We start from the raw sequence: 24313 nt of genomic DNA, 5'->3' as shown, positions 1-24313 counted from the left end.
GTGCGCCCAATGCCACACGGGGCGGCCGGGTGTTCTGCTGCGGCTATTCGGTTTCTGCCATGGCTTCTGCGAATTGGGCTGCGTAGAGGCGGGAGTAGGCGCCGCCTGCGTTGATTAGCGTTTCGTGGTTTCCTTGTTCCACTATGTTGCCGTTTTCCATGACCAGGATGACGTCCGCGTCCCGGATCGTGGAGAGGCGGTGGGCGATCACGAAGCTCGTGCGGCCGGTGCGCAGGGAGTTCATGGCGTGCTGGATCAGGACCTCGGTGCGGGTGTCGACCGAGCTGGTGGCCTCGTCCAGGATCAGGATCGCTGGTTTGGCCAGGAAGGCTCGGGCGACGGTGATCAGCTGTTTCTCGCCTGCGCTGACGGTGCCGCCCTCGTCGTCCAGGACGGTGTCGTAGCCGTCTGGGAGGGTGCGGACGAAGCGGTCCACGTAGGTTGCCTTCGCGGCTTCGATGACCTGTTCGCGGGTCACGTTGTCCGCGCCGTAGGCGATGTTTTCCGCGATCGTGCCGCCGAACAGCCAGGCGTCCTGCAGGACCATGCCGGTCTTCGAGCGCAGTTCCTCGCGGTCCATGGCCTTGATGTCGACGCCGTCCAGGGTGATCCGGCCGCCGTCGATTTCGTAGAATCGCATGAGGAGGTTGACCAGCGTGGTCTTCCCCGCGCCGGTCGGGCCGACGATCGCGACCGTGTGGCCCGGCTCCACCGAGAGCGACAGGTCCTCGATGAGCGGGGTGTCTTCCAGGTAGCGGAAGGACACGTGCTCGAACTCGACCTGGCCGCGCACGACCTCGGGGCGCTGCGGGTGCTCCGGCTCCGGTTCCTGCTCCTTGGCGTCCAGCAGCGCGAACACCCGCTCGGCCGAGGCGACGCCGGACTGCAGCAGGTTCGCCATGCTCGCGATCTGCGTGACCGGCTGGCTGAACTGGCGCGAGTACTGGATGAACGCCTGCACGTCGCCCAGGGTCAGGCTGCCCGAGGCGACCCGCAGGGCGCCGACGACCGCGACCAGGACGTAGCTCAGGTTGCCGATGAACATCATCCCGGGCTGGATCGTGCCGGAGATGAAGGCCGCCTTGAAGCTCGCCTCGTACAGCGCCTCGTTCTGCTGCCGGAAGACCTCCTCGGCCTCCTTGCGGCGGCCGAAGACGTGCACCAGCGCGTGGCCCGAGTACATCTCCTCGATGTGCGCGTTGAGCTTCCCGGTCGTTCCCCACTGCCGGATGAACTGCGGCTGCGCGCGTTTGCCGATCTTGGCCGCGACGAACACCGACACCGGCACCGTCAGCAGCACGATCACGCCCAGCAGCGGCGAGATCACGAACATCATCACCAGCACGCCCAGCACGGTGAACAGCGACGTCACGATCTGCGACAGCGTCTGCTGCAGCGACTGCGCCAGGTTGTCGATGTCGTTGGTGACCCGGCTCAGCACCTCCCCGCGCGGCTGGCGGTCGAAATAGCGCAGCGGAAGCCGCGCGAACTTCTCTTCGATGTCCTGGCGCAGCCGGAACACCGCGCCCTGCACCAGGTTCGTCGTGAGCCGCGCCTGGATGACGCCCAGGAACGACGCGAAGACGTACAGCGCCAGCACGATCATCAGCACCTGGCCGACCGCGGTGAAGTCGATGCCGTGGCCGGGCATCAGGTCGACGCTGGTGAACATGTCGGCCAGCGTGTTCTGGCCGCGGGCCCGCAGGCCCTCGATCACCTGGTCCTTGGTCGCGCCGGCGGGCAGGTTCTTGCTGATCACGCCGGCGAAGATCAGGTCCGTCGCGCGGGCCAGCACCTTCGGCCCGAGCACGGTCAGCGCCACGCCGAGCGCGCCGAGCACCAGCACCCCGGTCAGCGCCGCCCGCTGCGGGCGCAGCAGCCGCAGCAAACGGAGCAGGGAGCCTTTGAAGTCGAGCGCCTTTTCGGCGGGCATGCCGGCGGCCATCATCCGGCCGGGCCCCGCCGTGGGTTGCGGGCGGGTGTGGTCGCGGGCGACGGCGGCCGGCTCGTCGGCGTCGGGCGCGACTGCGGTTTTCGTTTCCTCGCTCACGCCGCCTCCTGTTCGGTCAGCTGCGAAAGCACGATTTCCCGGTAGGTTTCGTTGGCGTCCATCAGCTCGTGGTGGGTTCCGGTGCCGACGACGCGGCCGTCGTCGAGCACGATGATCCGGTCCGCGCCGCGGATCGTGCTGACCCGCTGCGCGACGATGACGACCGTCGCGTCGCGGGTTTCGTCGGCGAGCGCGCGGCGCAGCGCGGCGTCGGTCGCGTAGTCGAGCGCGCTGAACGAGTCGTCGAACAGGTAGATCTCCGGCCGGTGCACCAGCATCCGCGCGATCGCGAGCCGCTGCCGCTGCCCGCCCGAGACGTTCGTGCCGCCCTGGGCGATGGGGGAGTCGAGGCCCTGTTCCATCCGTTCCACGAAATCCTTGCCCTGCGCTACTTCCAGCGCGTGCCACAGCTCTTCGTCGGTGGCGTCCGGATTGCCGTAGCGCAGGTTGCTCGCGACCGTGCCGGCGAACAGATACGGCTTCTGCGGCACCATGCCGACCACCGACGAGAGCACGTCCGGGTCGAGCTGGCGCACGTCCACGCCGTCCACCCGGACGGAGCCCTCGGTGGCGTCCATCAGCCGCGGGATCAGGTTGAGCAGCGTCGTCTTCCCGCTGCCCGTGCTGCCGATGATCGCGGTGGTCTCGCCGGGCCGGGCGAAGAGCGAAACGTCCTGCAGCACCGGCTTTTCCGCGCCGGGGTACCGGAATTCGACGCCGGTCAGGTCGAGGTGCCCGCGTTCGGCTCCGGCCGGGAGCGGCCGGTCCGGCGGGCGCACGCTCGTCTCGGTGTCGAGCACCTCGGTGATCCGCTCGGCGCTGACCTCGGCGCGCGGCACCATCATGAACATGAAGGTGGCCATCATGACCGCCATCAGGATCTGCAGCAGATAGGCCAGGAACGCGGTGAGCGCGCCGATCTGCATCGCCCCGCTGTCGACCCGCTGCCCGCCGAACCACAGCACGGCGACGCTGGACACGTTCACCACCAGCATCACGGTGGGGAACATCAGCGCGATCAGCCTGCCGACCCGCAGCGACACGGTGAACAGCTCGTCGTTGGCGCGGCCGAAGCGCTCGCGCTCGTGCCGGTCGCGCACGAACGCGCGGATCACCCGGATGCCCATGATCTGCTCGCGCATGACCTGGTTGATCCGGTCGAGCCGCTCCTGCATGAGCCGGAACGCCGAGCGCATCCGCATCACGATCAGCCCGATCGCGATGCCCAGCACCGGCACGATGACCACGAGCAGCGCCGACAGCGGGACGTCCTGCTGCAGCGCGAGCAGGATGCCGCCGACGCACATGATCGGCGCGGACACCATGAGGGTGAAGGTGAGCGCGGCGAGCAGCTGGATCTGCTGGACGTCGTTGGTGGTGCGGGTGATCAGCGACGGCGTGCCGAATTTCCCGATCTCGCGCGCGGAGAAATCCTGCACGCGGTGGAAGACGCCGGCGCGGATGTCGCGGCCGACGGCCGAGGAAACGCGGGATCCGTAGTAGACGGCCCCGATCGACCCGGCGATCTGCACCAGCGTGATCAGCAGCATCACGCCGCCGATCTTCACGATGTAGCCGGTGTCGCCCTTGACGAGGCCGCTGTCGATGATGTCGGCGTTGAGCGTGGGCAGGTACAGCGCGGCGATCGTCTGCACCAGTTGCAGCGCGACGACGAGCCACAGCGCGGCCCGGTACGGGCGCAGGTAGCTGCGCAACAGTTTGACCAGCACGGTCGGGTACTCCCCCAAAGAAGTGGAATGGCGTCGGTTCGGGTCTAGCTGGCCGCGCCGGGCGCGGCGAGTGCCGGCATCCCGGCGGCTGCCTCCCGCAGGAGACCGGTCAGGGTCGATACGAACTCTTCGTCGTCGGAGTCCGTATCGAGCCACGTCTGAAAGGCGATGCGCGAAGCGTTCTGCACAATGCTCGCCATCAGCCGGGCGTGCAACGGATTTGCGTGCTCGCCCGCCCGCTCGGCGATGGCGTCGGCCAGCACGCGCTCGACAGTGGCGTGCGCGCGCAGCATCTCGGCGAACAGGCCGCCGTGTGCCATCAACGCACGCACCCGCCGCACGTCCTCGCGGATCGGGCGCTCGTCCTCGGCGAACCGGGTGATGGCGGCGTTGACGACCGCGTCCCACAGCGGTTCGCCGGCGGGCCTCGCCAGGAGCGCTTCGCGCACGCGCTCCTGCCGTTCGACGATGAACGCGCAGACAGCTTCCTCCTTGCTCGAAAAGTAGTTGTTGAAGGTGCGCGGGGACACGCCCACCTCGTTCGCGATGTCCTCCACCCGCAGCTGGTCGACGCCCCGCTCGAGCGCGATCCGCAGCGCGGCGTCGGCGAGAGCCCGTCGAGCGGCTCGCTTCTTGCGCTCGCGCAGGCCCAGAGGTGCGGTGGTGGTCACCGGACCGAAGATAGCAGCAAAAGTTGCGTGATGCGAAAAATTATGCGGACCGCGAAAAGTTTCGTTCTCGTAAGTCCAGTCTAGGTCAGGGCGAACGTATGTTCGAGGAAGTGTGCACGATCGTGTGTCCGGCCGACGATCTGGCGGCGGCCAAGGCGTGGTGGACCCGATGTTGGGTGATTGGGAACCCGCAATCCCCGGGCTCCGGGCCGAGATCTCTGGGGCAACACCAGCGGCGCGACGCGGCCGCCAGTGAGCGGTTGCACACGGGCGGCGCCTGCGCGCAGCCCCCGGACCTGCGCGGACTGTCGGATTCGGACGATCGCGGCTACGGTGGTCACCGAGCGTGAATACGTACCGGCGGACGGCGGAGGTGCGCGGCATGCGGTCGATGTGGAAGGGCTCGGTGTCCTTCGGGCTGGTCAGCATCCCGATCCAGCTGTACGCGGCGACCGAGAACAAGAACGTGTCGCTGCGCCAGGTGCACGCCGCCGACGGCGGGCGGATCCAGTACAAGCGGTTCTGCTCGATCGACGGCGAGGAGGTGCCCTACTCCGACATCGCCAAGGGCTACGAGCTGCCCGACGGCGAGATGGTCGTGATCACCGACGCCGATCTCGCCGAACTGCCGCTGCCCACCCAGCATTCGATCGACGTGCTCGAATTCGTGCCGCTGGAGTCGATCGACCCGATCCGGTTCGACCGCACCTACTACCTGGAGCCGCAGAAGAACGCGGTGAAGCCGTACATCGTGCTGCGCGACGCGCTGCAGAAGGCGAGCCACGTGGCGATCGCGAAGGTCGCGGTGCGCCAGCGGGAGAGCCTGGCGCTGCTGCGCGTCGTGGACGACGTGCTCGTGATGACCACGATGCTGTGGGCCGACGAGGTCCGGGTCCCGGATTTCCCGTTCCTGCACGAGGATCCGCCGCAGGTCCGCGCGCAGGAGGTGACGATGGCGGGGTCGCTGATCGACTCGCTGTCCGAGCCGGTGTTCGAACCGGAGAAATACTCGGACTCCTACCGGGAAGCGCTCGAAGCGATGATCGAGGCGAAGGCGGGCGGCGGCCAGACCGTCGGCGCGCCGAAACAGGGGGAGAAGGCCGAGGTCGTCGACCTGATGGCGGCGCTGGAGGCGAGCGTGTCGGCGGCGAAGAAGAGCCGCGGGCCCGCCAAGGAGACGAAGAAAGCCGCCGGCGAAGGCAAAACCGCGGCGAAGAAACCGGCTGCGCGGGCAAGGCGGCCGAAGAGCGCCTGAGCGGGGCTTTCGCCGGTGCCGGACGGGCGGCGCGGGTTGTTCCGCGGTGCGGAACAGTGAAATTTCACCGCTGCCGTCCGGAAAATGCCGATCGTCACGCCCGGTGAGCGAGTGCGGCGCACTTCACCGGTCCGTGGGGCCGACACGCCGCCGGGTATTCTGCGACCGCGAGATTTCCAGTGGTACCAAGGAGGAGTCCGGCCCCGAAGCAACGGAGCCGGGGACTCGAATACCTGAGCGGAAGGCGGCTGAGCATGGAGTGCGCGTTCTGCACGAGCGGCATCGACCACTGTCACGGCACCCTGGTGGTCCACCCGGACCGCGGGTTCGCCGAGTGCACCGACGCGGCGTGCGTCGACCTCGACCGGGTCCGGCACGGCCTGATCATCGACTGTCACACCCTCGACGCCGGGTGCGCCTGCACCGGAGCGGAGAAATCCCTGCTGCGGCAGGCTTCCTGACGCCCGGCGGCACCCCCGGCCGCCCCGTCGCGCGGCCGGGGCGGCCTACCCGATCGGGTACCCGGCCGTGTACAAGCTGCTTGGCAATGTGCTAACACTACCGGGGGTCCTTCGGCTCTCCCTCCCCCTCGGAGCCGGAGGGCCCCTTTTTTCCCGGCAGCGTCCGGCAGCTTCCGGCCGCGCGGTCAGTAGCGGTAGTGGTCCAGTTTGTACGGTCCGTCCACGTCCACGCCGATGTACTCCGCTTGTTCCTTGCTCAGCTTGGTCAGCCGGACGCCGAGTGCGTCCAGGTGCAGCCGCGCGACCTTCTCGTCCAGCTGCTTCGGCAGCCGGTACACGTCGTTGGCGTACTCGCCCGGCTTGCCGAACAGTTCGATCTGCGCGAGCACCTGGTTCGCGAACGACGCGGACATCACGAACGACGGATGCCCGGTCGCGTTGCCGAGGTTCATCAGCCTGCCCTCGGACAGCACGATGACCGCGTGCCCGTCCGGGAACCGCCACGTGTGCACCTGCGGTTTGACCTCGGTCTTGACGATCCCCGGGACCTTCGCGAGCCCGGCCATGTCGATCTCGTTGTCGAAGTGGCCGACGTTCGCGACGATCGCCTGGTGCTTCATCCTCCGCATCTGCTCGGCCGAGACGATGCCGAAATTGCCGGTGGTGGTGAGGAAAATGTCGGCGCGCTCCACGACGTCGTCGAGTTCCACCACGTCGAGCCCGTCCATCGCGGCCTGCAGCGCGCAGATCGGGTCGACCTCGGTCACCGCGACGCGCGCGCCCTGTCCGCGCAGCGCCTCGACCGCGCCCTTGCCGACGTCGCCGTAGCCGCACACGACGGCGAACTTGCCGCCGATCATCACGTCGGTGCCGCGGTTGAGGCCGTCCGGGAGCGAATGGCGGATGCCGTACCTGTTGTCGAACTTCGACTTGGTGACCGAGTCGTTGACGTTCATCGCCGGGAAGAGCAGTTCGCCCGCGGCCGCGAGCTGGTAGAGCCGGTTCACGCCCGCCGTGGTCTCCTCGGTGACCCCGCGCATCGCGCCTGCGATCCGCGTGAACCGCTCCGGGTCCTCAGCCAGGCTCGCCGCCAGCGTGCGCAGCAGGATCCGGTAGTCCTCCGGGTCGTCCTCGTGCGCGGCGGGCACCGCGCCCGCCTTCTCGAACTCGGCTCCCTTGTGGACGAGCAGGGTCGCGTCGCCGCCGTCGTCCAGGATCATGTTCGGCGGTTCGCCGCCGGGGAAACGGAACAGCTGGTCGGTGCACCACCAGTATTCGTCGAGGGTTTCGCCTTTCCACGCGAATACCGCGGTGCCCTCGGGTCGTTCCGGCGTTCCGTGCGGGCCGACGACGACCGCGGCGGCCGCCTCGTCCTGGGTGGAGAAGATGTTGCAGGACACCCAGCGCACCTCGGCGCCGAGCGCGACGAGCGTTTCGATCAGCACCGCGGTCTGCACGGTCATGTGCAGCGAGCCCGCGATGCGCGCGCCCTTGAGCGGCTGGGACTCCGCGAACTCGCGGCGCAGCGCCATCAGGCCGGGCATTTCGTGCTCGGCGAGGTCGAGCTGGATGCGTCCGGCCGCGGCGAGCGACAGGTCGGCGACCGCGAACTCCAAGGCTCCGGCGGTACGCAGGGTGGGCGGCATTTTCCGTTCCTTTCGGGGTTTTTCGGGCAGAATGGGCTAAGGGCGCCTTGCCGGCGTCCGAAAAGAGAAGCGCGCGCGGGGCGAAGCAGGCCAGAATGCCCGGCATGACAGAGCGCGCGTTGAGTTTTGGGGCAGTGGCGGCGGAGTACGAGCGGTACCGGCCGGGATATCCCGCCGAGCTAGCCGAAAAGGTGCTGGACTACGCGGGCGCGCCGATCGCCGAGGCCCTCGAAATCGGGGCCGGGACGGGGAAAGCGACCCGGCTGTTCGCGGGATGGGGGATCGCGGTCACCGCGACCGACCCGGATCCGGCGATGCTCGCCGAACTGCGCAAGCACCTGCCCGCCGAGGTCGAGACCCGCGAGGGCGCGCTGGAGGATCTGCGGCCGGACCGCCAGTACGGGCTGGTGTACTCGGCCGCGGCACTGCACTGGACGGATCCGGCCGGGCGGTGGCCGCGCATCGCCGCGCTGCTCGCGCCGGGCGGGGTGTTCGCGTCGTTCGGCGGGCCGGTCCGGCCGGCGGATCCCGTGGTGCGGCAAGCGATCGACGAGGCGCAGGCGCCGTTTCTGGAAAGCGCGGGGTTCCCGCCGCCGGACGGCACGCCGCCGGAGAGCGAACTGCAGTGGCCGGGCACCGAACTCGAGAAGTCCGAGCTGTTCGCCGACGTCCGGCAGGTCGTCGTGCAGCAGCGCCTGACGTTGAGCGCGGACGAGCTGATCGGTCTGCTGTCCACGGTTTCGGCGTACCGGGTGCTGCCGATTTCGGTGCGGGAACAGGTTTTCCCTCGTATTCGGCAGGTATTGCCGGAGACGGTCGAACTGGTCGCCGATCACACGGCCCACCTCGCGCGACGGCGCTGAACGGGCCGGAAACGCCAGCGGCACGCGGCACCTCCTGAACCAGGAGGCGCCCTTCGTCCGAAGTCCCGCGGGCCGAGCGTGGCGGGGGAACCCCGTCGCAGCGCCTCTCGGCCCGGAGCCGCGCCCCAGCGGGCGCGTCCGTTCCACCTTGGCAAGCCCGGCCGGGACCTGTCAAGCGCGCGGGAATTCGGCGCGGACGCCGAGCAGCCGTACCGGTTTGCCGAAATCGAAGCGACCCAACAGCTCTTGGGCCGCCGCGGCGAGCACGGCCGGATCCGCGGACGGGGCGGCCAGCGTCACGCTGTGCGTGTGGGTGAGGAACGGAGCGAACCGCACCTTGACCGCGACGCGCGCGGCGGGACGTCCCTCGTCGGCGACGTCCCGCGCGACGCGTTCGGCCAGGGCCGCGGTCTCCTCGGCGATCGCAGCGGGGTCGGTGAGGTCTTGCTGGAATGTCGTTTCCCTGCTTCGGGAACGCGCGACGTACGGGGTCGCGCTCACCTCGGCGTCGCCGATGCCGCCGGCCAGCAGGCGGTACCACGGGCCCAGCTTCGGCCCGAACCGGGCGGCGAGCGCGTCGGGGTCCGCGGCGGCGAGGTCGAGAACGGTGGAGTACCCGGCTTCGGCGAGTTTCTTCGCGGTTTTGCGGCCGATTCCCCATAACGCGTCGGTGGGCTTTCCGGCCATGACGTCCCACCAGTTTTCCTGGGTGAGCCGGTAAATCCCGGCCGGTTTCGCGAATCCGGTGGCGAGTTTGGCGCGGAGTTTGTTGTCGCCGATTCCGACCGACGACGAGAGCCCGGTTTCTTCCTCGACGCCGCGGCGGATTTCCGCGGCGAGCGTTTCGGGGTCGTCGGCGGACGCGCCGAGGAAGGCCTCGTCCCAGCCGAGCACCTCGACGACCACCGGGAATTCCCGCAGCCGGGCCATCACGCGGTCGGAGACCTCCTGGTAGGCCGGGGCGTCGACGGGGAGGAGGACGGCGTCCGGGCAGCGTTTGACGGCCAGCCGCAGCGGCATCCCGGAATCGACGCCGAACTCGCGCGCCTCGTAGGACGCGGTCGCCACGACGGCGCGTTCGGCCGGGTCGCCGTTCCCGCCGACGATCACCGGCCGCCCGCGCAGCTCCGGCCGCCGCGCCACTTCGACGGCGGCGATGAACTGGTCGAGATCGACGTGCAGCACCCATACGGACACCGGACCAGTGTGCGGTGCGCGGGGCGGGCCGCGCATCCGGAAGCCGGTGGACGGGGCGGGTCGGCGGGCCCCGCCTGGTGTGGTGCGGGGTCGGGAGAGTGGTTCCGGCCGGTGGCCGGGGCGGGCCTGGGGAGGCGGCGTTCCGGACGCGATCAGTGCCGACAGGTTCTGCCGCGAGAGCGAGTACGGGCCGCTCGACCCGTCGCGTCGGCCCGGGTCGGACGCGGACCAACCCGGACCGGCGCGGCTCGGCAGAACGACTCAGCCAGTCACCCGCGGTCGCGGCGGCGGGCGAGGTGCGTGGCCGCCCCGCCTGCCGCGGCGAAGAGGGCGCACACGGTGAGCGCGGGGCTCGACGCGGCGATCCCGGCGACCAGGAGGCCGCACGCGGCGACGTCCAGCAGGATCGCGAACGCGGTCAGCAGCGCGGCGGAGCGGGCCGGTTTGCCGCGGCGGAGGGCGGCGGCCAGCTCCGGGTCGCTGGTTTCGAACCAGCGCTCGATCTTGTCCAGCTCGACGCGTTCGTGGTGACTGAGCATGGAGGTCTCCTTCGGCGGCCCGCGTGCCGTCCTGGAGGAAGTACCCCTCCCGCCGCCTGGTGAACCACGTCACTTTCGAATCACCCGACTGCCCGAATCCCGCGCGGATCCGGTCGGTTCCGGTCACCGTGCGCTGTCAGCCGGACCGTCCACAATGGTCACGGAGCGCAAGCGGGCTCCGGTCCGACGTAGCCCTCCCGGGACGATTCGTCGATGCCGACCTCGCACCGGATCGAGGGGTCCACGCGGTTGCCTTCGACCCGTGCTCCGGTGGAGTGGATCGCCAAGCCGATCGCGTGGTCCGGGCCCGCCGCGAAGGTGTTGCCGGTGATGGTGGCCCGCTGCACGTCCTCGAACATCAGCGTTTGCGAGGCCACGAGCGTTTCGCAGAAATTGTCCTTGATCAGGAAATCGGTCGTATGGCCTTTTCCGTCGCCTTCGCCGTCGTTCGGGCCTTCCGCCATCAGGCACATGTTGTCGATTTTCTCGCAGCGGTTTCCCTCGATCCGGACGTGATTGCTCGGCGGGCTGTCGCTGGAGAAGGTCTGCATGCAGTCGGCGTGCGCGCCGCCGCTGTTCGAGGTGTTGCTGATCGTGTTGTGCTCGATCGCGAGGTAGTCGCCGAAGAACCGGATTCCGTCGCCGTCTCCGCCCTGCGGGGCGTTGATCCTGGTGTTCTTCAGGGTCACGTGGTTGCCGCGGATTTCGACGCCGGGCGCGGACGGTCTTTCGAGGGTGAATCCGTCGACGACGACCCAATCGGCGTCGACGTCGATGCCGGAAACGGATTTCCCGCCGCCGGAATACACGCGCGGATTGCCCGGCGTGCCGCCCTCGGTGATGTGCACGCGGGAACCGGCGGCGAGTGCGGACGGGGCGAAGGCGAGAGCCAGGGCCGCGGCGGCGGCCAGGACGAGAGTGCGGGTCGGCGTGCGCATCGGTCTCCTTCGTTCGCTCGTGCGGGGGACGCGGCGAAGATAGGACCGGACGGCGGGAGGGGTCCCCGGAGCCGCTTCCTGCGAACGCGCGCGATGCAGTATCGTTACTGCGAGTTACGGCACAGGGGTCGGACCACGCCGAGGGGAGCGTCGGTGCACGCGGACCAGCTCATCGCCGACCGGTACCGGCTGCTGGAGCGCGTCGGCAGCGGGGGAATGGGAGTCGTCTGGCGCGCGCACGACGACCGGCTCGGCCGCGAGGTCGCGCTCAAGCAGGCCCGGCTGTCCGACGTGGTGAGCGGGCGGACGCTGCGCCGCGAGGCCCGGCTGGCGGCCGGCGTGCTGCACCCGAACGTGGTCACGTTCTTCGACGTCGCGGTCGAAGGCGACGAGCTGTGGCTGGTGATGGAGTACGTCCCGTCGCGCAGCCTCGCCGAGATCCTCGCCGCGGAAGGACGGCTTCCCGCGCGCACGGTCGCCGAGATCGGGGTGCAGATCGCCGCGGCGCTCGGCGCGGTGCACGGGCACGGCATCGTGCACCGCGACGTCAAACCGGGCAACGTCCTGATCGCCTCGGACGGCCGCGCGAAGCTCACGGATTTCGGCATCTCCCGCTCGGTCCGCACGGACGAGACGGTCACCGATTCGCCGCTCATCGGCGGCACGCCGGACTACCTCGCCCCGGAGGTCGCGCAAGGGCATCCGCCCACCGCGGCGTCGGATGTGTTTTCCCTGGGGGCAACGCTTTTCGCCGCCGTCGAGGGCGCGCCGCCGTTCTCCGGCGGCAACGAATACGCGACGATCCGCCGCGTCGCCGAGGCCACGGTGCCGCGCGCGCGGCACGCCGACGGTCTCGCGCCGACCCTGGAACTGCTGATGCGGCGCGACCCCGCCGAACGGCCGACCGCGGTGTCGGCGGGGGAACTGCTGGCGAAGGGGATCGACGCGCTGCCGGTCGACGTGCCGAAGCCGCCGCGCAACCGGCGCGGGCTGCTGATCGCCGGGGTGGCGGTCGCGGCCGTCGCGGTCGTGGTCACCACGTATTTCGTGACGCGCCCGGACGGCCCCGCCGCGACGCCGCCGGTCGCGCGAGCGAAGCTCGGGATCGGCCCCGACCCGCGGGCCGCGGACCCGTGCCGGCTGATGGATCCCGCGCCGCTGAAACCGTTCGGCGACCCGGAAGTGGTTCCGGACTACGGGAACTTCAACCGTTGCGACGTGGTCTTGCAGAAGGGCGACCGCAAAGCGGACGTCCTGGTGGAGCTGAAGGATCCGCCCGGTGCGCCGGTGGAGGGCGTTCAGGCGAAGTCCGGGCCGTTCCCGGTGTTCGCCGCCGCGTCGCCGGAAAAATGCGAGCGGACGATCCAGCTGCAGGACCGGTTCGTGGTCGAGGTGACGGCCAAACAGGACGACGGTTACCAGCTCGACCTGTGCCGGGCCGCGGACACCGCGGTCGCGTCGGCGACGAAAGTCATGGCGACGGCCGGGGTTCCGCCGCGCACGGTGCCGTTCCCGCCGGGTTCGCTGGCGTACGTGGACGCGTGCTCGCTGCTGGACTCGCTCCTGGTTTCCTCGGCGGCCGGGGTCGCCGCGCCGGTCCAGATCAAACGCGGTTTCAGCGGGTGGTGGTGCGACTGGAAAAGCCTGGCGAGCGACCGTTCGGTGACCGTCATGTTCGACCGCGACCAGCCGCCGGACAGCACGACCGGCCAGCTCGTCCAGGTCGGCGGACACGACGCGTATCTCAAGACCGACGAGTTCGCCTCCGGCACCTGCCAGGCGGTTCTCGTCTACCGTCCCTACACCGACGCGCACGGGGACCCGAGGGTGGAACGCCTCCGGGTCGTGGTGCACGGAAATCCGCCCTCGGAGCGGCTGTGCGCTCCAGTGTCCACATTGGCCGGTTCGCTGGCCGGAAAGCTGCCGAAGACATGACCGCGATCGCCGGCGGGCCGCCGGAAGAGCTGGGCCCGGACCACGGCAGCCTCGCGCACGGCGTCCCGCCTTCGCCGCCCGGCACGATTTTCGCGCTCGCCGTGACCGGCGGCGTGCGGATGCCGCCGCGCGACGGCAGGCAGGTGCTGTTCGGGCGCAACCGCGACGACGTGCACGTGTGCGTCGGCGAGGACGACCGGAAGGTCAGCCGGAAACAGGGATTCCTGGTGCGCCGCAAGGATTCCTGGTGGATGCACAACACCGGCAAGCTGCCGATCCGGCTGCCCGGCTCGCGATTGCTGTTCCCGGAGGAGGAACCGGTGCCGCTGGCCGAGGGCTACACCGCGGCGTTCGTGCGCGGTTCGGCCGGGCGCGAGCACCTGCTGGAGGTGTACGTCGCGGGCGCGGACGGCCGCCGCCCGGATTCGCGGCCGCAGGACGTGACCGAACCGCCGCGGATGTGGCGGCTGACGCCGGACGAACGCCTCGTTCTCGTCTCGCTCGCGCAGCGGTATCTGCTGCAGGACCAGTATCCGCAGCCGCTCGCGTGGCGGCAGGTGGCGGAGCAGCTGTCCGAGCTGAAACCGGAAGCGCGCTGGAGCGTCAAGCGCGTGGAACATCTCGTCGGCGCCGTGCGCGCGCGGCTGGCTCGCGCCGGGGTGTCCGGGCTGACGAGGGAAGAGGTCGGCGAACCGGTCGGGAACGCGCTCAACGACAACCTGATCAAGGAACTTTTGCTGTCGACGTCCCTGGTCCCGCCGGACCTGGCGCTGCTCGAACCCGAGGACGATCCGGGAGGGGTCCCGGCCCCGCCTGCTTGACTCGCGGTGCGCGGCGGATCCGGCCCCGCGCCCCCGGCGGGTTGCTGCGCCCGGGGTTCCGGCAGCGGCTCCGCAGGGGGTGTCCGTGGCAGGGGAGGAGATGCGGACGCTGCCCGCGGGACACCCGAGCCTCGCGCTGGGGTTCGCGTCGCCGCCGGGCACGCTGGCGGTGCTGGGACGCGCGGGGGGAGTCCTGGTGCCGCCGGCGGCGCGGGGGCCGGTCACGTTCGGGCGGAACACCGCCGAGGTGACCGTGCCGCTCGGCGAGGACGACCGCCGGGTCAGCCGCCGCCACGGGGTGCTGGAACGACACGCGGACCGGTGGTGGGTCCGGGCGACCGGCAAGGTGCCGCTGCGGCTGCCGCGGTCCCGGCTGCTGTTCGCCGGAGCCGCGCCGGTTCCGCTGCCGGCCGGCTATCTCCCGGTGTATGCCCGCGGTTCGGGGGACCGCGAGCACGTGCTGGAGTTCCGGCTCGCCGACGGGACGCCGCCTCCGCCCCCGGCCGGGCGGCTGCGGCCGGACGAACGGCTCGTGCTCGCGATGGTGGCACGGGGCTTCCTGCGGCGGGAGGAAAGGCCGCGTGCGGTGCCGGTTTCGCTGGCTGCTCGCCGGTTGTCTGAGTTGGACCCGGACGGCGGCTGGAGTGCGGAAGTGGTGGCGGGGGTCCTGGATTCGGTGCGGTTCCGGTTCCGTCCTGGGGCGGGGGACGAGGATCTGGTGGCGGCGCTGGTTTCGGCGGCGGTGCTGGTGCCGCCGGATCTGGCCTTGCTGTCGCCGGAGTTGCCGCCGGTGGGGGACGAGGGGTGGATGCCGTCCACGTGGGGGAATTAAGCGGTCGTCGGGTCGGGCCGAGCGGAGTACGGTCGGCACGGCCGCGATCCCGGTGCGGCAAAGACGGGCGATCGGGCGCTGGACACCGGGAGTTTCCTTCGCCTGCGCCCGTACCAGGCCGTGCCCCTCCCCGACGGGCCTGCGCGTGCAGTTCCGGGTTTTCGAAGGGGGTTGGCTGTCTGGTTGAACCAGGTGCGTGGCGCGCGGGGGTGATCGTGCCGACCCGGGCGGTCGCCGACGAGCTGGCGATGCTGCTGGACGTGCCCGGTCCGCGTCGGGGGCGACCGTGCCGGAGGGGTCCGGTCGTGGTGCGGGGGGATCGCGGCTTGGCTGAGCCGCGCCGGACCGGTTTCGGAGGCGAACAATCCCAGGCCGCCGACCATGCCCGCGAGCCCGCGTGACCTTGGCCGCACTCCGGGCGCGCGTTTCTGTCGGTGGTTCTGGGTAGGGTCGGAATCATCGAGGGGAGAGGAGCTGCCCGATGACGACCATCCCACAGGTGCGCACGCGCGTGCGGATCCCGCTGCGATTCGGCGAGGGGCCCGCGGTCGAGGCCGAGGCGGTCACGTTCGCCGGGCTGTCCGACGGGCTCGAGCATCTTGCCTTCGTGCTGGGGGAACCCGGTCCGGTGCCGTTGGTGCGGCTGCATTCGGAATGCCTCACCGGCGACGTGTTCGGGTCCGCGCGTTGCGATTGCGGTCCGCAGCTGGCGGAATCGGTCGCGCGGATTTCCGAGGCCGGCGGGTACCTGCTCTACCTGCGCCAGGAAGGCCGCGGAATCGGGCTGTACAACAAGCTCGACGCGTACGCGCTGCAGGATTCCGGGCTGGACACCTACGCGGCGAATTCCGCCCTCGGCCTGCCCGAGGACGCCCGCGACTACGCCGCGGCCGCGCAAATGCTCACGCTGTTCGGCGTCGAGCAGCTGGACCTGCTGTCGAACAACCCGGACAAGGCGGCTCAGCTGGCGCGGCACGGCATCGCCGTACGGGAGCGGGTCCGCACGGGGGTTTTCGCGAACGAGACCAACGTCCGGTACCTGCGCGCGAAGGCCGAGCAGACCGGGCACACGCTCGCGTTGCCGTTCGACGACTGGCCTGCTAGCTCGGCGGTGTGAGGGCGGAGATTCGAGTGGGGTTGGCGTCGGGCGGGTGCCGGTCCGGGGTGTGGCGGCGCGAGGGCGGAGGCGTGGGTGAGCCTGGTCTGGCCGGGTGATAGCACGGAGATTCGGGCGAGGTTGGCGTTGCTCGGGTGCAGCTCCAGGGGTGGTGGGCAAGTGCGGCAGTGCGAGCGCGGCGGTTTCGGTGAGCCTGGTGTCGGCCGGTGCTAGTCCCGGCGTGCGGTGGGCTAGTTCGGCGGCGGTATGCGGGCGGAGATTCGGGCAAGGCTGATGTCGTTTGAGTGCCATTCCAGGGAGCGCTAGCACGGCGGTGTGGGGTGGAGGCCCAGGTGAGGCTGGTGTCGCTCGGGTGCCGGTCCGGAGTGCGGTCGGTTAGTTCGGCGGTGCGAGGCCGGAGGTCCGGCTGAGGCTGGCGTTGTTCGAGTGCCTGTCTAGGGTGCGGCGGGCTAGTTCGGCGAAGTGAGCGCGGAGATTCGGGCGGGGCTGGCGTCGCTCGAGTGCTCGTTCGGAGCGCGGTCGGCTAGCTCGGCGGTGTAAGAGCGGAAATCCGAGCGAGGCTGGCGTCGCCCGGTCGCCAGTCCAGAGTGCGGACCGCCAGGTATCGCACTGGCTGGGCGAGTGCGACGGAGGCGGTGCGTTTCCGGTCGGGGCGGGCGGCTTCGGTGTAGGCGACGCCGTCGGTGCTGGTCTCGATGACGGTGGCGGGCACTCGTCCGGCTGTCCAGGCGAGTTCGGCGGTCGCGAGCTGCAGTGCTGCGCCGAGGTCCACCACCAACCGGCCGCCGGGGCCGGGTTGCCACGCTGTCGCTGGGTTGTCGTCGACGGCGGCGTCCGGGCTGGTCATCCCCGGTGGCAGCGGTTCGGCGGGGAAGGTCACGGCACCGAGGGCGCGGTCGTTCAGCGGGTACGGCCGGGCGTCGGCGAAGACGACCGGCACGGTGCGGCGCGGCGGGAGCGTGACGGTGCGCGGACGGCCGCCGGTCGGGGTCACGGTCACGACTGCCGGGAGAAGTCCGGCCGGTGCGGTCAGGTCGACTCGGCTGGCGTCGTGCACTACCGCAGTCAGGCCGGGCGGTACGGCGCTGCCGGACCTGCCGCCCACGGTGAACTGGGGCGGTTCGATTCGGCCTTCGGCAGGGGAAAGGTCGTAGCTGAACGCGGTGCCGGTCGGGGTGACGTTTTGCGTGCCTCGGTACAGCAGCAGGGCCGTGCGATCCTGTGGCAGGGAAGCAATTCCGGTGGCCGCGCGGTCGGAAAGGTTGGCCAGCACGAGGAAATCGTCTGTGACACTCGCGTGGATTCCGGCCGCGGCGGCGCGAGGACGTCCGGCGAGCTTCGGCAGATCCGCGCGGCCGGGGTACAGCTCGGCCGAGAACGGGGCGGGCGGACCGGCGGAAAGCGTGACGTGGTCGTTCGTGACGGTGAGCGGATGCGGGCTGGTGACGACGATCCCGGCGCGGCCGTCGATGTCCAGCCAGCCGCCGGTGCTGTGCAGCGCGGGCACCGGATAGGTCGCTACGGAAGTCCAAGAGACGCCGTCGGCAGACGTTTCGATCCGGTACTTCCGTCCGGCGGCGGCTTCCCAGCTCAGGCGAACGCGGTCGAACCGTTGCGGGGCGCCGAGATCGACGGCCAGCCAGCTGTCCGCGCGCGGTCGGTCCGATGTGGACACTGCCCAGCGGGTGGCGGAATTGCCGTCGGTGGCGTACTTCGCCTCCTTGCCCGGTGCCGCGGAAGACGCGGACGCGGTTCCGGACAGGGCGAGGTCGGGGCCGGTGCCGTCGTGGACTTCGAACGACCAGAGCGAGTATCCGTACTGCGGATCCGGCTGCCCGCCAAGCATTCGCACGTGCCGCGCGGCCACCGGGGCGAAGGTCAGGTCGTCAGTGCGCGCACCCGCCGGTCCGGACTGCGCTTGGAGGGTCACTGAGCCCTCGGCAGTGGTGTACGTGCGGTCGCCGTCGAGGCCCGGAACGCCTGGCATGGCCAGGTTGTAGACGTTGAGCACGCCTTCGTCCGCCGCGACGCCGGTGCTGGCGTAGACCGCGGTGCCGGTCGGGAGAGTGGCGAGCGCGGCGTACCCGGTGTCGAACCGCAGGACGCCGACGGTGCCGTCGAATCCGTCGCGGACCTTGCGGTACGTCGTCGGGTGACGTTCGCGCACCGCGATGTTCGTGGCGGGCAGCAGCATCGGGTTGGCGCCGCCGAGGACGAACAGCCAGTCGTCGTGGTTCGGCTGCCAGGCGAATTTCACGAAACCGGGCTTGCTGACGGTCGCGGCCCACGCGGCGGGAGAGCGGTGGGCCAGCAGGCCTGGTCCGGGACCGAAGTCGGCGGCGCGCGCGGCGTGGGCGTCGAATTCTTCCTTGCGCACCGCATTGATCGGGCCGCCGTGTTCGGCGCGCCATTCGTGCAGGAGGTAGCTGATCGCGAGTTCGGCGCGAGCCTCCGGTTCGTACTTCGGTTCGCCGGAGAACTTCGTGATCCGGTCGACCGGCGGGTACGCCTGGTACGGCTCCAGCCGCGCGGCGAGCTGGGCCTCGGCGTAGGCGGCGGGCCGGTCGCCGAGCACTTGGGCGCGGAAGGCCAGCGGGAGGACGTCCCGGCCGTAGAGGTGTTCGCGGTCGGCGACCATCGGCATCAGCGGTTCGCCCGCGTCGCTCGTCATCAGGAGCATGGTGCGCCACAGCAGTTCGCCGTTCGGCTGCGCGGTGAGCACCTCGGGGAGCGGGACGCCGGCGGCGAGGAAGTGCATCGCGTTGCGGCCGGACGTGCGCCAGAGTTCTTCCTGGTAGTGCGGGCCGAACGAGCCGTGGTTCTCGACGAGGAACGTGTCGTACAGGTTGGTCGCGGTGTTGTCGCTGATCGGCTTTCCGTCGACGAGCCGGGGATTCGCCCGGTCCGCCGCGGGCAGGCCGCCCTCGTTGCGGCTCCAGGAACCGAAGGCGGCGCGCCACTCGGGAGCACGCGGATCGTTCGGCGCCCAGGCGAGCGCGGGGGCGAGCGACTGCGCGTAGACGCCCATCTCCTCGAGTTTCGTGTCGCCGACGTAGCCGCCGCGCAGGCCGTTGGGCGTCCAGTCGCCGGACGCGGGATCGTTGCCGGTGCCGAGGCTGGTCGTGTAGGCGGCCTGTTCGGCGGCGATGCGCTCGACGTTCCGCTGCGTCGCCGCGTCCAGCTCTGTCCACAAGAGACGCGCGGCGAGCTGGAAGTAGGACTGGAAAGTGGTGTCGAAGAACAGTTTCCGGCCCCATTCGGAACCGCCGGTGAGCCGGTTCGAGGCGGCGAAGTGCTTGATGGTGGCGAGGGTGTGCGCACGGAGGGTCTCGCGGTCGACTCCGGCGACGGCGGCGTCGTACCCGTCGCGGGTCAGCAGGAGCGCGTTGCCGAGAACGACCGCGAAGGTGAAGTCTCGCGCGGGGTAGATCCCGGCGCTCGCGTCGAACTGTTGCTCGGCCCAGCGGGTGTGCCGGAGGAGAACTCGCAGGTACGTCGCGGCGACCGGATCCGGCGCGGGCCGGGACGCCGCCCGCGCCGCGGTTCCCGAGGCGAGGAGGACCACGGCTCCGGCGCCCGCGAGACCGAGCGCTTGCCGCCGGGTGAACCCGTCCATCCCGCGTCCTCCAGACTGCTGACAACCTTGTCAGCGGGGATTCTCTGCGGCGGCGGAGCGCCCGGGCAACCCTGTCGGCCGATCCCGTCCGGTTTCGGACAACGGATGTATAACGACCTATACGGCGCGCGCCCCGACCGGGGATCGCCGGGTGCGGCATGTTGAGATGACAACGTGATCACTGGCCTCGGCGGATTCCTGCTGCTCGTCCTCGCCGGAGTCGGAGCCGGACTGACCGGTGCGACCGCAGGCCTCGCGTCGCTGGTCTCGTACCCGGCGCTGCTCGCCGCCGGACTTCCGCCGGTCACGGCGAACGTCACCAACACGGTGGCGATGCTGGGAACGACGGCCGGGGCGGCGGTCGGCGCGCGTCCGGAGCTGAAGGGGCAGGGTCGCCAGCTGCTGCCGTTGTGCCTGATCACGACGGCAGGCGGGGCGTGCGGCGGCCTCGTGCTGCTGGTCAGCTCGGCGGACGCGTTCACCGTCGTCGTGCCGTGGCTGATCGGCGGCGCGTCGATCGTGCTGATGGCCGGTCCGCGCCTGCGGAGGATGGCCGAGCACAGCGAGCACCGCGGAATCGGGCCGCTCACCGGGGTCGCGGCCTTCCTGGTCGGGGTGTACGGCGGGTACTTCGGGGCCGCGGCCGGGGTGCTGATGCTCGCGCTGCTGACGACGGCGTGGAGCCAGCCGCTGGCCCGCACGAACGCGGCGAAGAACATCGCGACCGGAACCGCGAACCTGATCGCCGCGCTGGTGTTCGCTTTCACCGGCAAGGTCTACTGGCCCGCGGCGATCGCGGTGTGCCTCGGCTCGGTCGCGGGCTCGTGGCTGGGGTCGGTGCTGGTCCGGTACCTGCCCGCGACGCCGCTGCGGATCGCGATCGGGCTGGGCGGGCTTTCCCTGGCGGTGGTTTTGGGTTGGCAGGCCTACTCGGGCTGACGCGGGGCGGCCGATGCGGGCATAGTCGGCGGGGTACCCGAGCAGGAGGACAGATGAGCATTGTCGGCACCCGGGTGGTGCGCGTCGAAGACGAGAAGCTGATCACCGCGGGCGGAACGTACGTCGACGACCTCAAGGAAGAAGCGCTGGCCGGCGCCGTGCACGCGGTGTTCGTGCGCAGCCCGATCGCACACGCGCGGATCGTCGGCATCGATGTCGAGGAAGCACGCACCGCGCCGGGCGTGGTCGGGGTGTACACCGCGGCCGATCTCGATCTCGGGCCGGGCAAGGCCGGGCCCGTCGCCGAGCCGTTCCTGGCCAAGGACGTCGTGCGGTACGTCGGCGAGCCGGTCGCGCTGGTGCTCGCCGAGGAGCGGTACCAGCTCGCCGACGCGGCCGAGCTGGTCGACGTGGACTACGACCCGCTGGACGCGGTCGCGGACTTCGACACCGCGCTCGCCGACGAGACGCTGGTGTTCCCGGACCACGGCACCAACGTGGTCCACACGCACGGCCCGGAGGAGTTCGACGATTCGGTGTTCGAGGACTGCGAAGTCGTCGTCACCGAGGAAATCCTCAACCAGCGCGTGGCCCCGGCCCCGGTCGAGCCGCGCGGGGCGTCCGTCGCGTGGGGCGAGGACGGCCGGGTCACGTTGTGGCTTTCCACGCAGAACGCGCAGATCGGCCGCAGCATCGTGGCCGGCGGGCTCGGGATCGGCGAGGACCTGGTGCGGGTGATCGCGCCGGACGTCGGCGGCGGCTTCGGCGCGAAGATCGGCGCGGACCCGGAAGCGGTGCTGCTCGCCTGGGCGGCGAAGCGGGCCGGACGCGCGGTGCGGTGGGCCGAATCGCGCAGCGAGAACCTCACCTCGATGACGCACGGCCGCGCGCAACGCAACACCGTGACCATCGGCGGCAAGCGCGACGGAACTGTGCTGGCGTACCGGCTCGACGTCCTCCAGGACACCGGCGCGTACCCGCGGGCGCTGTTCCTGCCGACGCTCACCGAGCTGATGGCTCCGGGCGTCTACCGCTTCCCGGTGGTGCAGACGCGCAGCCGCGGCGTGGTCACCACGACGACGCCGATCGCGGCCTACCGGGGCGCGGGCCGTCCTGAAGCGACGGCCGCCGTCGAGCGCGCGATCGACCTGTTCGCCGCGGAAATCGGCATGGACCCCGCGGACGTGCGGCGGGTCAACTTCATCCGGCCCGAGGAATTCCCTTACCAGACCCCGACCGGCGGCTCCTACGACACCGGCGAATACGCCGCGGCGCTCGACAAGGTGCTCGACGCGGCGGGGTACGCGCAGCTGCGCGAGGAGCAGCGGAAGCGCCGCGAGGCCGGGGACCCGGTGGCGCTGGGGCTCGGCATCGCGTCCTACGTGGAGATCACCGGCGGCGACGCGGGCGGCGAGAGCGGCCGGGTCGACGTGCACCCGGACGGTTCGGTCACCGCGTGGACCGGCAGTTCCCCGCACGGGCAGGGGCTCGGGACGTCGCTGGCGATGCTGCTGTCGGACCAGCTCGGCGTGCCGATGGACAAGATCACCGTCCGGCACGGCGACACCGACGAGGTCCCGCGCGCGATCGGCACGTTCGGCTCGCGGTCGCTGCAGCTCGGCGGTTCGGCGATCCGGCAGGCGGCCGAGGAGGTCGTGGCGCAGGCCCGGCAGGTCGCGGCGGACCTCCTCGAAGCCGCGCCGGACGATCTGGAGCTGGACGTCGAACGCGGCGTCTGGCAGGTCCGCGGCGCCCCGTCCAGCACAACGCTCGACTGGGCCCGCGTCGCCGCCGAGGCGGACGGGTTCACCGCGGACGTCTGGTTCGGCGACGGCGCGCCGACGTTCCCGTTCGGCGCGCACCTCGCGGTCGTCGAGGTGGACACCGAAACCGGCAAGGTCGAGGTGCGGCGGCTGGTCGCGCTCGACGACGCGGGCCCGATCGTGAACCCGCTGACCTTCCGGGGCCAGCGGCACGGCGGGCTCGGCCAGGGCATCGCGCAGGCGCTGCTCGAGGTGATGAGCTACGACGCGGACGGCAACCCGACGACCGCGACGCTGGCCGACTACTCGTTCGTCACCGCGCCCGAGCTGCCCGATTTCGAACTGGTGGACATGGAAACGCCGACGACCCGGAACCTGCTGGGGGTCAAGGGGATCGGCGAGGCGGCGACCATCGGGTCGACGCCGGCGGTGCACAACGCGGTGGTCGACGCCCTCGCCCACCTCGGCGTGCGGCACCTGGACATGCCGGCTACGCCGCTGCGGGTGTGGACGGCCCTGAACGACGCTAGGAAGGCGAACTGACGTGCGGGTCTCGATCGACGTGAACGGGAAGACGGTGGCGCACGAGGTGCCCGACCGCACCCTGCTCGTGCACTACCTGCGGGACACCGCGGGCCTCACCGGCACGAACATCGGCTGCGACACCACGTCCTGCGGGGCGTGCACGGTGCTGCTCGACGGCGAATCGGTGAAATCCTGCACGGTGCTCGCCGCTCAGGCGGACGGGCACGAAGTGACCACTGTGGAGGGTCTGGCTTCCGAAGACGGGCTGCACCCGGTGCAGCGCGCGTTCCGCGAGCAGCACGGCCTGCAGTGCGGGTTCTGCACGCCCGGCATGATGATGGCGACGGTGTCGCTGCTGAAAGAAAACCCGAAGCCGACGCGCGACGAAGCCCGCGCGGCGCTGGAGGGCAACCTTTGCCGCTGCACCGGCTACCACAACATCGTGAGCGCGGTCATCGACGCGTCCGGGCAGGAGGTGGCGCAGTGATCCCGGCCGGGTTCGCCTACCGCCGCGCGTCCACTGTGGACGAAGCGCTCGCGCTGCTCGCCGAGCACGGCGAAGACGCGAAGCTGCTCGCGGGCGGGCATTCGCTGCTCCCGCTGATGAAACTCCGGTTCGCCGCGCCGGAGGTCGTGGTGGACATCGCGCCGCTGCGGGAGCTGAAGTTCGTCCGGACCGAGGGCGACGAGGTGGTGATCGGGGCGTTGTCCCGCTACCACGACCTCGAACACGACCCGGTGCTCGCCGAGCACGCGCCGCTGATCGCGCACGTGTCCGGTTCGGTCGGCGACCCGCAGGTGCGCCATCGCGGCACGATCGGCGGTTCGCTGGTGCACGCGGACTCCGCGGCCGACCTGCCCGCGGCGGTGCTCGCGGCGGACGGCACGCTCGTCGCGCGCGGACCGCGGGGGGAGCGGCGCATCCCGGCCGCGGAGTTCTTCCTCGGGCCGTTCACCACGCCGCTGGAGCCGGACGAGCTGCTCACCGAAATCCGGCTGCCGAGCCAGGCCGGGCTGGGCTGGGGATTCGAGAAGTTCACCCGCCGGGCCATCGACTGGGCGATCGTCGGCGTCGCGGTCACCGGGCGCTCGGTCGGCCTGATCAACATGGGCGGCACGCCGCTGCGGGCGTCGGCCACCGAACGCGCGCTCGCCGACGGGGCCACCGCGGCGGAGGCGGCGAAACTGGCCGCGGAGGACACTTCGCCGCCGGACGAACCGCACGCCACGGCCGAGTACCGGCAGCACCTCGCCCGTGTCCTCACCGGCCGGGCCCTGGCCGCCGCGGGCATCGCCTGACCGACCGTCCGTGAGGGGAACCCTGAGGGACTCAGAGTCCCTCAGGGTTCCCCTCACGGCGTTTCCGGGGCGGGAAAGCGACGGCCGATTTCCGCCAGCGACGCCCCCGCGGCGGT

The 24313-nt window shown here is 70.8% G+C and carries 19 protein-coding genes and 1 riboswitch; of the genes, 11 read left to right on the top strand and 8 right to left on the bottom strand.

Annotation, left to right across the window (positions count from 1 at the left end; genetic code table 11):
• Window positions 1-43: 43 nt before the first annotated feature.
• The 3 genes from CU254_RS21370 to CU254_RS21360 all read right to left on the bottom strand — a co-directional run bounded on the left by CU254_RS21370 (window position 44) and on the right by CU254_RS21360 (window position 4451).
• Window positions 44-1933: an ABC transporter ATP-binding protein gene (locus CU254_RS21370; RefSeq protein ID WP_037717642.1), complete on the bottom strand. Its 1890-nt coding sequence runs from the start codon at window positions 1931-1933 to the stop codon at window positions 44-46.
• A gap of 113 nt (window positions 1934-2046) precedes the next feature.
• On the bottom strand, window positions 2047-3780 hold the full coding sequence (locus CU254_RS21365; protein ID WP_037714383.1) for an ABC transporter ATP-binding protein: 1734 nt from the start codon (window positions 3778-3780) through the stop codon (window positions 2047-2049).
• A 44-nt stretch (window positions 3781-3824) separates the two neighbouring features.
• Window positions 3825-4451, bottom strand: coding sequence for a TetR/AcrR family transcriptional regulator (locus CU254_RS21360; protein ID WP_009079273.1), 627 nt, complete (start codon window positions 4449-4451; stop codon window positions 3825-3827).
• Between the two features lie 382 nt (window positions 4452-4833).
• On the opposite strand from CU254_RS21360, the gene CU254_RS21350 reads away from it, so the two are divergent.
• Together CU254_RS21350 and CU254_RS21345 are read left to right on the top strand one after the other, a co-directional pair.
• The gene (locus tag CU254_RS21350) at window positions 4834-5706 is read left to right on the top strand and encodes a Ku protein (RefSeq protein WP_009079269.1); all 873 of its coding nucleotides are present in this window, start codon (window positions 4834-4836) and stop codon (window positions 5704-5706) included.
• 254 nt (window positions 5707-5960) lie between these two features.
• Window positions 5961-6167, top strand: coding sequence for a hypothetical protein (locus CU254_RS21345; protein ID WP_037714380.1), 207 nt, complete (start codon window positions 5961-5963; stop codon window positions 6165-6167).
• Between the two features lie 185 nt (window positions 6168-6352).
• Here CU254_RS21345 and ahcY read toward each other — a convergent pair whose 3' ends face one another.
• Window positions 6353-7813 carry an adenosylhomocysteinase gene (gene ahcY, locus CU254_RS21340; RefSeq protein ID WP_037714377.1) on the bottom strand — a complete coding sequence of 487 codons (1461 nt, stop codon included), beginning with the start codon at window positions 7811-7813 and terminating at the stop codon, window positions 6353-6355.
• A 104-nt stretch (window positions 7814-7917) separates the two neighbouring features.
• Here ahcY and CU254_RS21335 point away from each other — a divergent pair, with 104 nt between their 5' ends.
• Window positions 7918-8676 carry a trans-aconitate 2-methyltransferase gene (locus CU254_RS21335; RefSeq protein ID WP_037714375.1) on the top strand — a complete coding sequence of 253 codons (759 nt, stop codon included), beginning with the start codon at window positions 7918-7920 and terminating at the stop codon, window positions 8674-8676.
• 37 nt (window positions 8677-8713) lie between these two features.
• Window positions 8714-8791, bottom strand: a riboswitch (S-adenosyl-L-homocysteine riboswitch).
• A 56-nt stretch (window positions 8792-8847) separates the two neighbouring features.
• Here the strand turns inward: CU254_RS21335 and CU254_RS21330 are convergent.
• The 3 genes from CU254_RS21330 to CU254_RS21320 all read right to left on the bottom strand — a co-directional run bounded on the left by CU254_RS21330 (window position 8848) and on the right by CU254_RS21320 (window position 11350).
• Window positions 8848-9909, bottom strand: a complete 1062-nt coding sequence (locus CU254_RS21330; protein WP_009079263.1) for a DNA polymerase IV — start codon at window positions 9907-9909, stop codon at window positions 8848-8850.
• 233 nt (window positions 9910-10142) lie between these two features.
• Complete coding sequence (locus CU254_RS21325) at window positions 10143-10412, bottom strand: DUF3040 domain-containing protein (protein ID WP_009079261.1); 270 nt, start codon at window positions 10410-10412, stop codon at window positions 10143-10145.
• A 158-nt stretch (window positions 10413-10570) separates the two neighbouring features.
• Window positions 10571-11350 carry a right-handed parallel beta-helix repeat-containing protein gene (locus CU254_RS21320; RefSeq protein ID WP_009079259.1) on the bottom strand — a complete coding sequence of 260 codons (780 nt, stop codon included), beginning with the start codon at window positions 11348-11350 and terminating at the stop codon, window positions 10571-10573.
• A 153-nt stretch (window positions 11351-11503) separates the two neighbouring features.
• Between CU254_RS21320 and CU254_RS21315 the strand changes: the two genes are divergently transcribed.
• The 4 genes from CU254_RS21315 (at window position 11504) to ribA (ending at window position 16055) form a co-directional block, all read left to right on the top strand.
• Window positions 11504-13285, top strand: coding sequence for a serine/threonine-protein kinase (locus tag CU254_RS21315; RefSeq protein ID WP_009079257.1), 1782 nt, complete (start codon window positions 11504-11506; stop codon window positions 13283-13285).
• A complete protein-coding gene (locus CU254_RS21310; RefSeq protein WP_050788239.1) occupies window positions 13282-14106 on the top strand; it encodes a hypothetical protein in 825 nt (274 codons plus the stop codon). Before CU254_RS21315 ends, CU254_RS21310 begins: the two co-directional genes overlap by 4 nt.
• 85 nt (window positions 14107-14191) lie before the next feature.
• Complete coding sequence (locus tag CU254_RS21305) at window positions 14192-14938, top strand: FHA domain-containing protein (protein ID WP_158688058.1); 747 nt, start codon at window positions 14192-14194, stop codon at window positions 14936-14938.
• Window positions 14939-15419: 481 nt separating this feature from the next.
• On the top strand, window positions 15420-16055 hold the full coding sequence (ribA, locus tag CU254_RS21300; protein WP_009079250.1) for a GTP cyclohydrolase II: 636 nt from the start codon (window positions 15420-15422) through the stop codon (window positions 16053-16055).
• A gap of 523 nt (window positions 16056-16578) precedes the next feature.
• Here the strand turns inward: ribA and CU254_RS21295 are convergent.
• Window positions 16579-19671, bottom strand: coding sequence for a discoidin domain-containing protein (locus CU254_RS21295; RefSeq protein WP_009079248.1), 3093 nt, complete (start codon window positions 19669-19671; stop codon window positions 16579-16581).
• Window positions 19672-19845: 174 nt separating this feature from the next.
• Here CU254_RS21295 and CU254_RS21290 point away from each other — a divergent pair, with 174 nt between their 5' ends.
• Genes CU254_RS21290 through CU254_RS21275 form a run of 4 tightly spaced genes read left to right on the top strand, consistent with a single transcriptional unit; the run spans window position 19846 to window position 24197 of the window.
• Window positions 19846-20610 (top strand): sulfite exporter TauE/SafE family protein, encoded by a 765-nt coding sequence (locus tag CU254_RS21290; protein WP_009079246.1) that lies wholly within the window; start codon window positions 19846-19848, stop codon window positions 20608-20610.
• A 53-nt stretch (window positions 20611-20663) separates the two neighbouring features.
• Complete coding sequence (locus CU254_RS21285) at window positions 20664-22916, top strand: xanthine dehydrogenase family protein molybdopterin-binding subunit (protein WP_009079244.1); 2253 nt, start codon at window positions 20664-20666, stop codon at window positions 22914-22916.
• A 1-nt stretch (window position 22917) separates the two neighbouring features.
• A complete protein-coding gene (locus CU254_RS21280; RefSeq protein ID WP_009079242.1) occupies window positions 22918-23385 on the top strand; it encodes a (2Fe-2S)-binding protein in 468 nt (155 codons plus the stop codon).
• Window positions 23382-24197 (top strand): xanthine dehydrogenase family protein subunit M, encoded by an 816-nt coding sequence (locus CU254_RS21275; protein WP_009079240.1) that lies wholly within the window; start codon window positions 23382-23384, stop codon window positions 24195-24197. Before CU254_RS21280 ends, CU254_RS21275 begins: the two co-directional genes overlap by 4 nt.
• Window positions 24198-24313: the final 116 nt, after the last annotated feature.

The sequence above is a fragment of the Amycolatopsis sp. AA4 genome (genome assembly GCF_002796545.1).
Classification (GTDB): Bacteria; Actinomycetota; Actinomycetes; order Mycobacteriales; family Pseudonocardiaceae; genus Amycolatopsis.
Note: the sequence above shows the minus strand (reverse complement) of the source record. Positions and strands in the feature narration are given on the sequence as shown.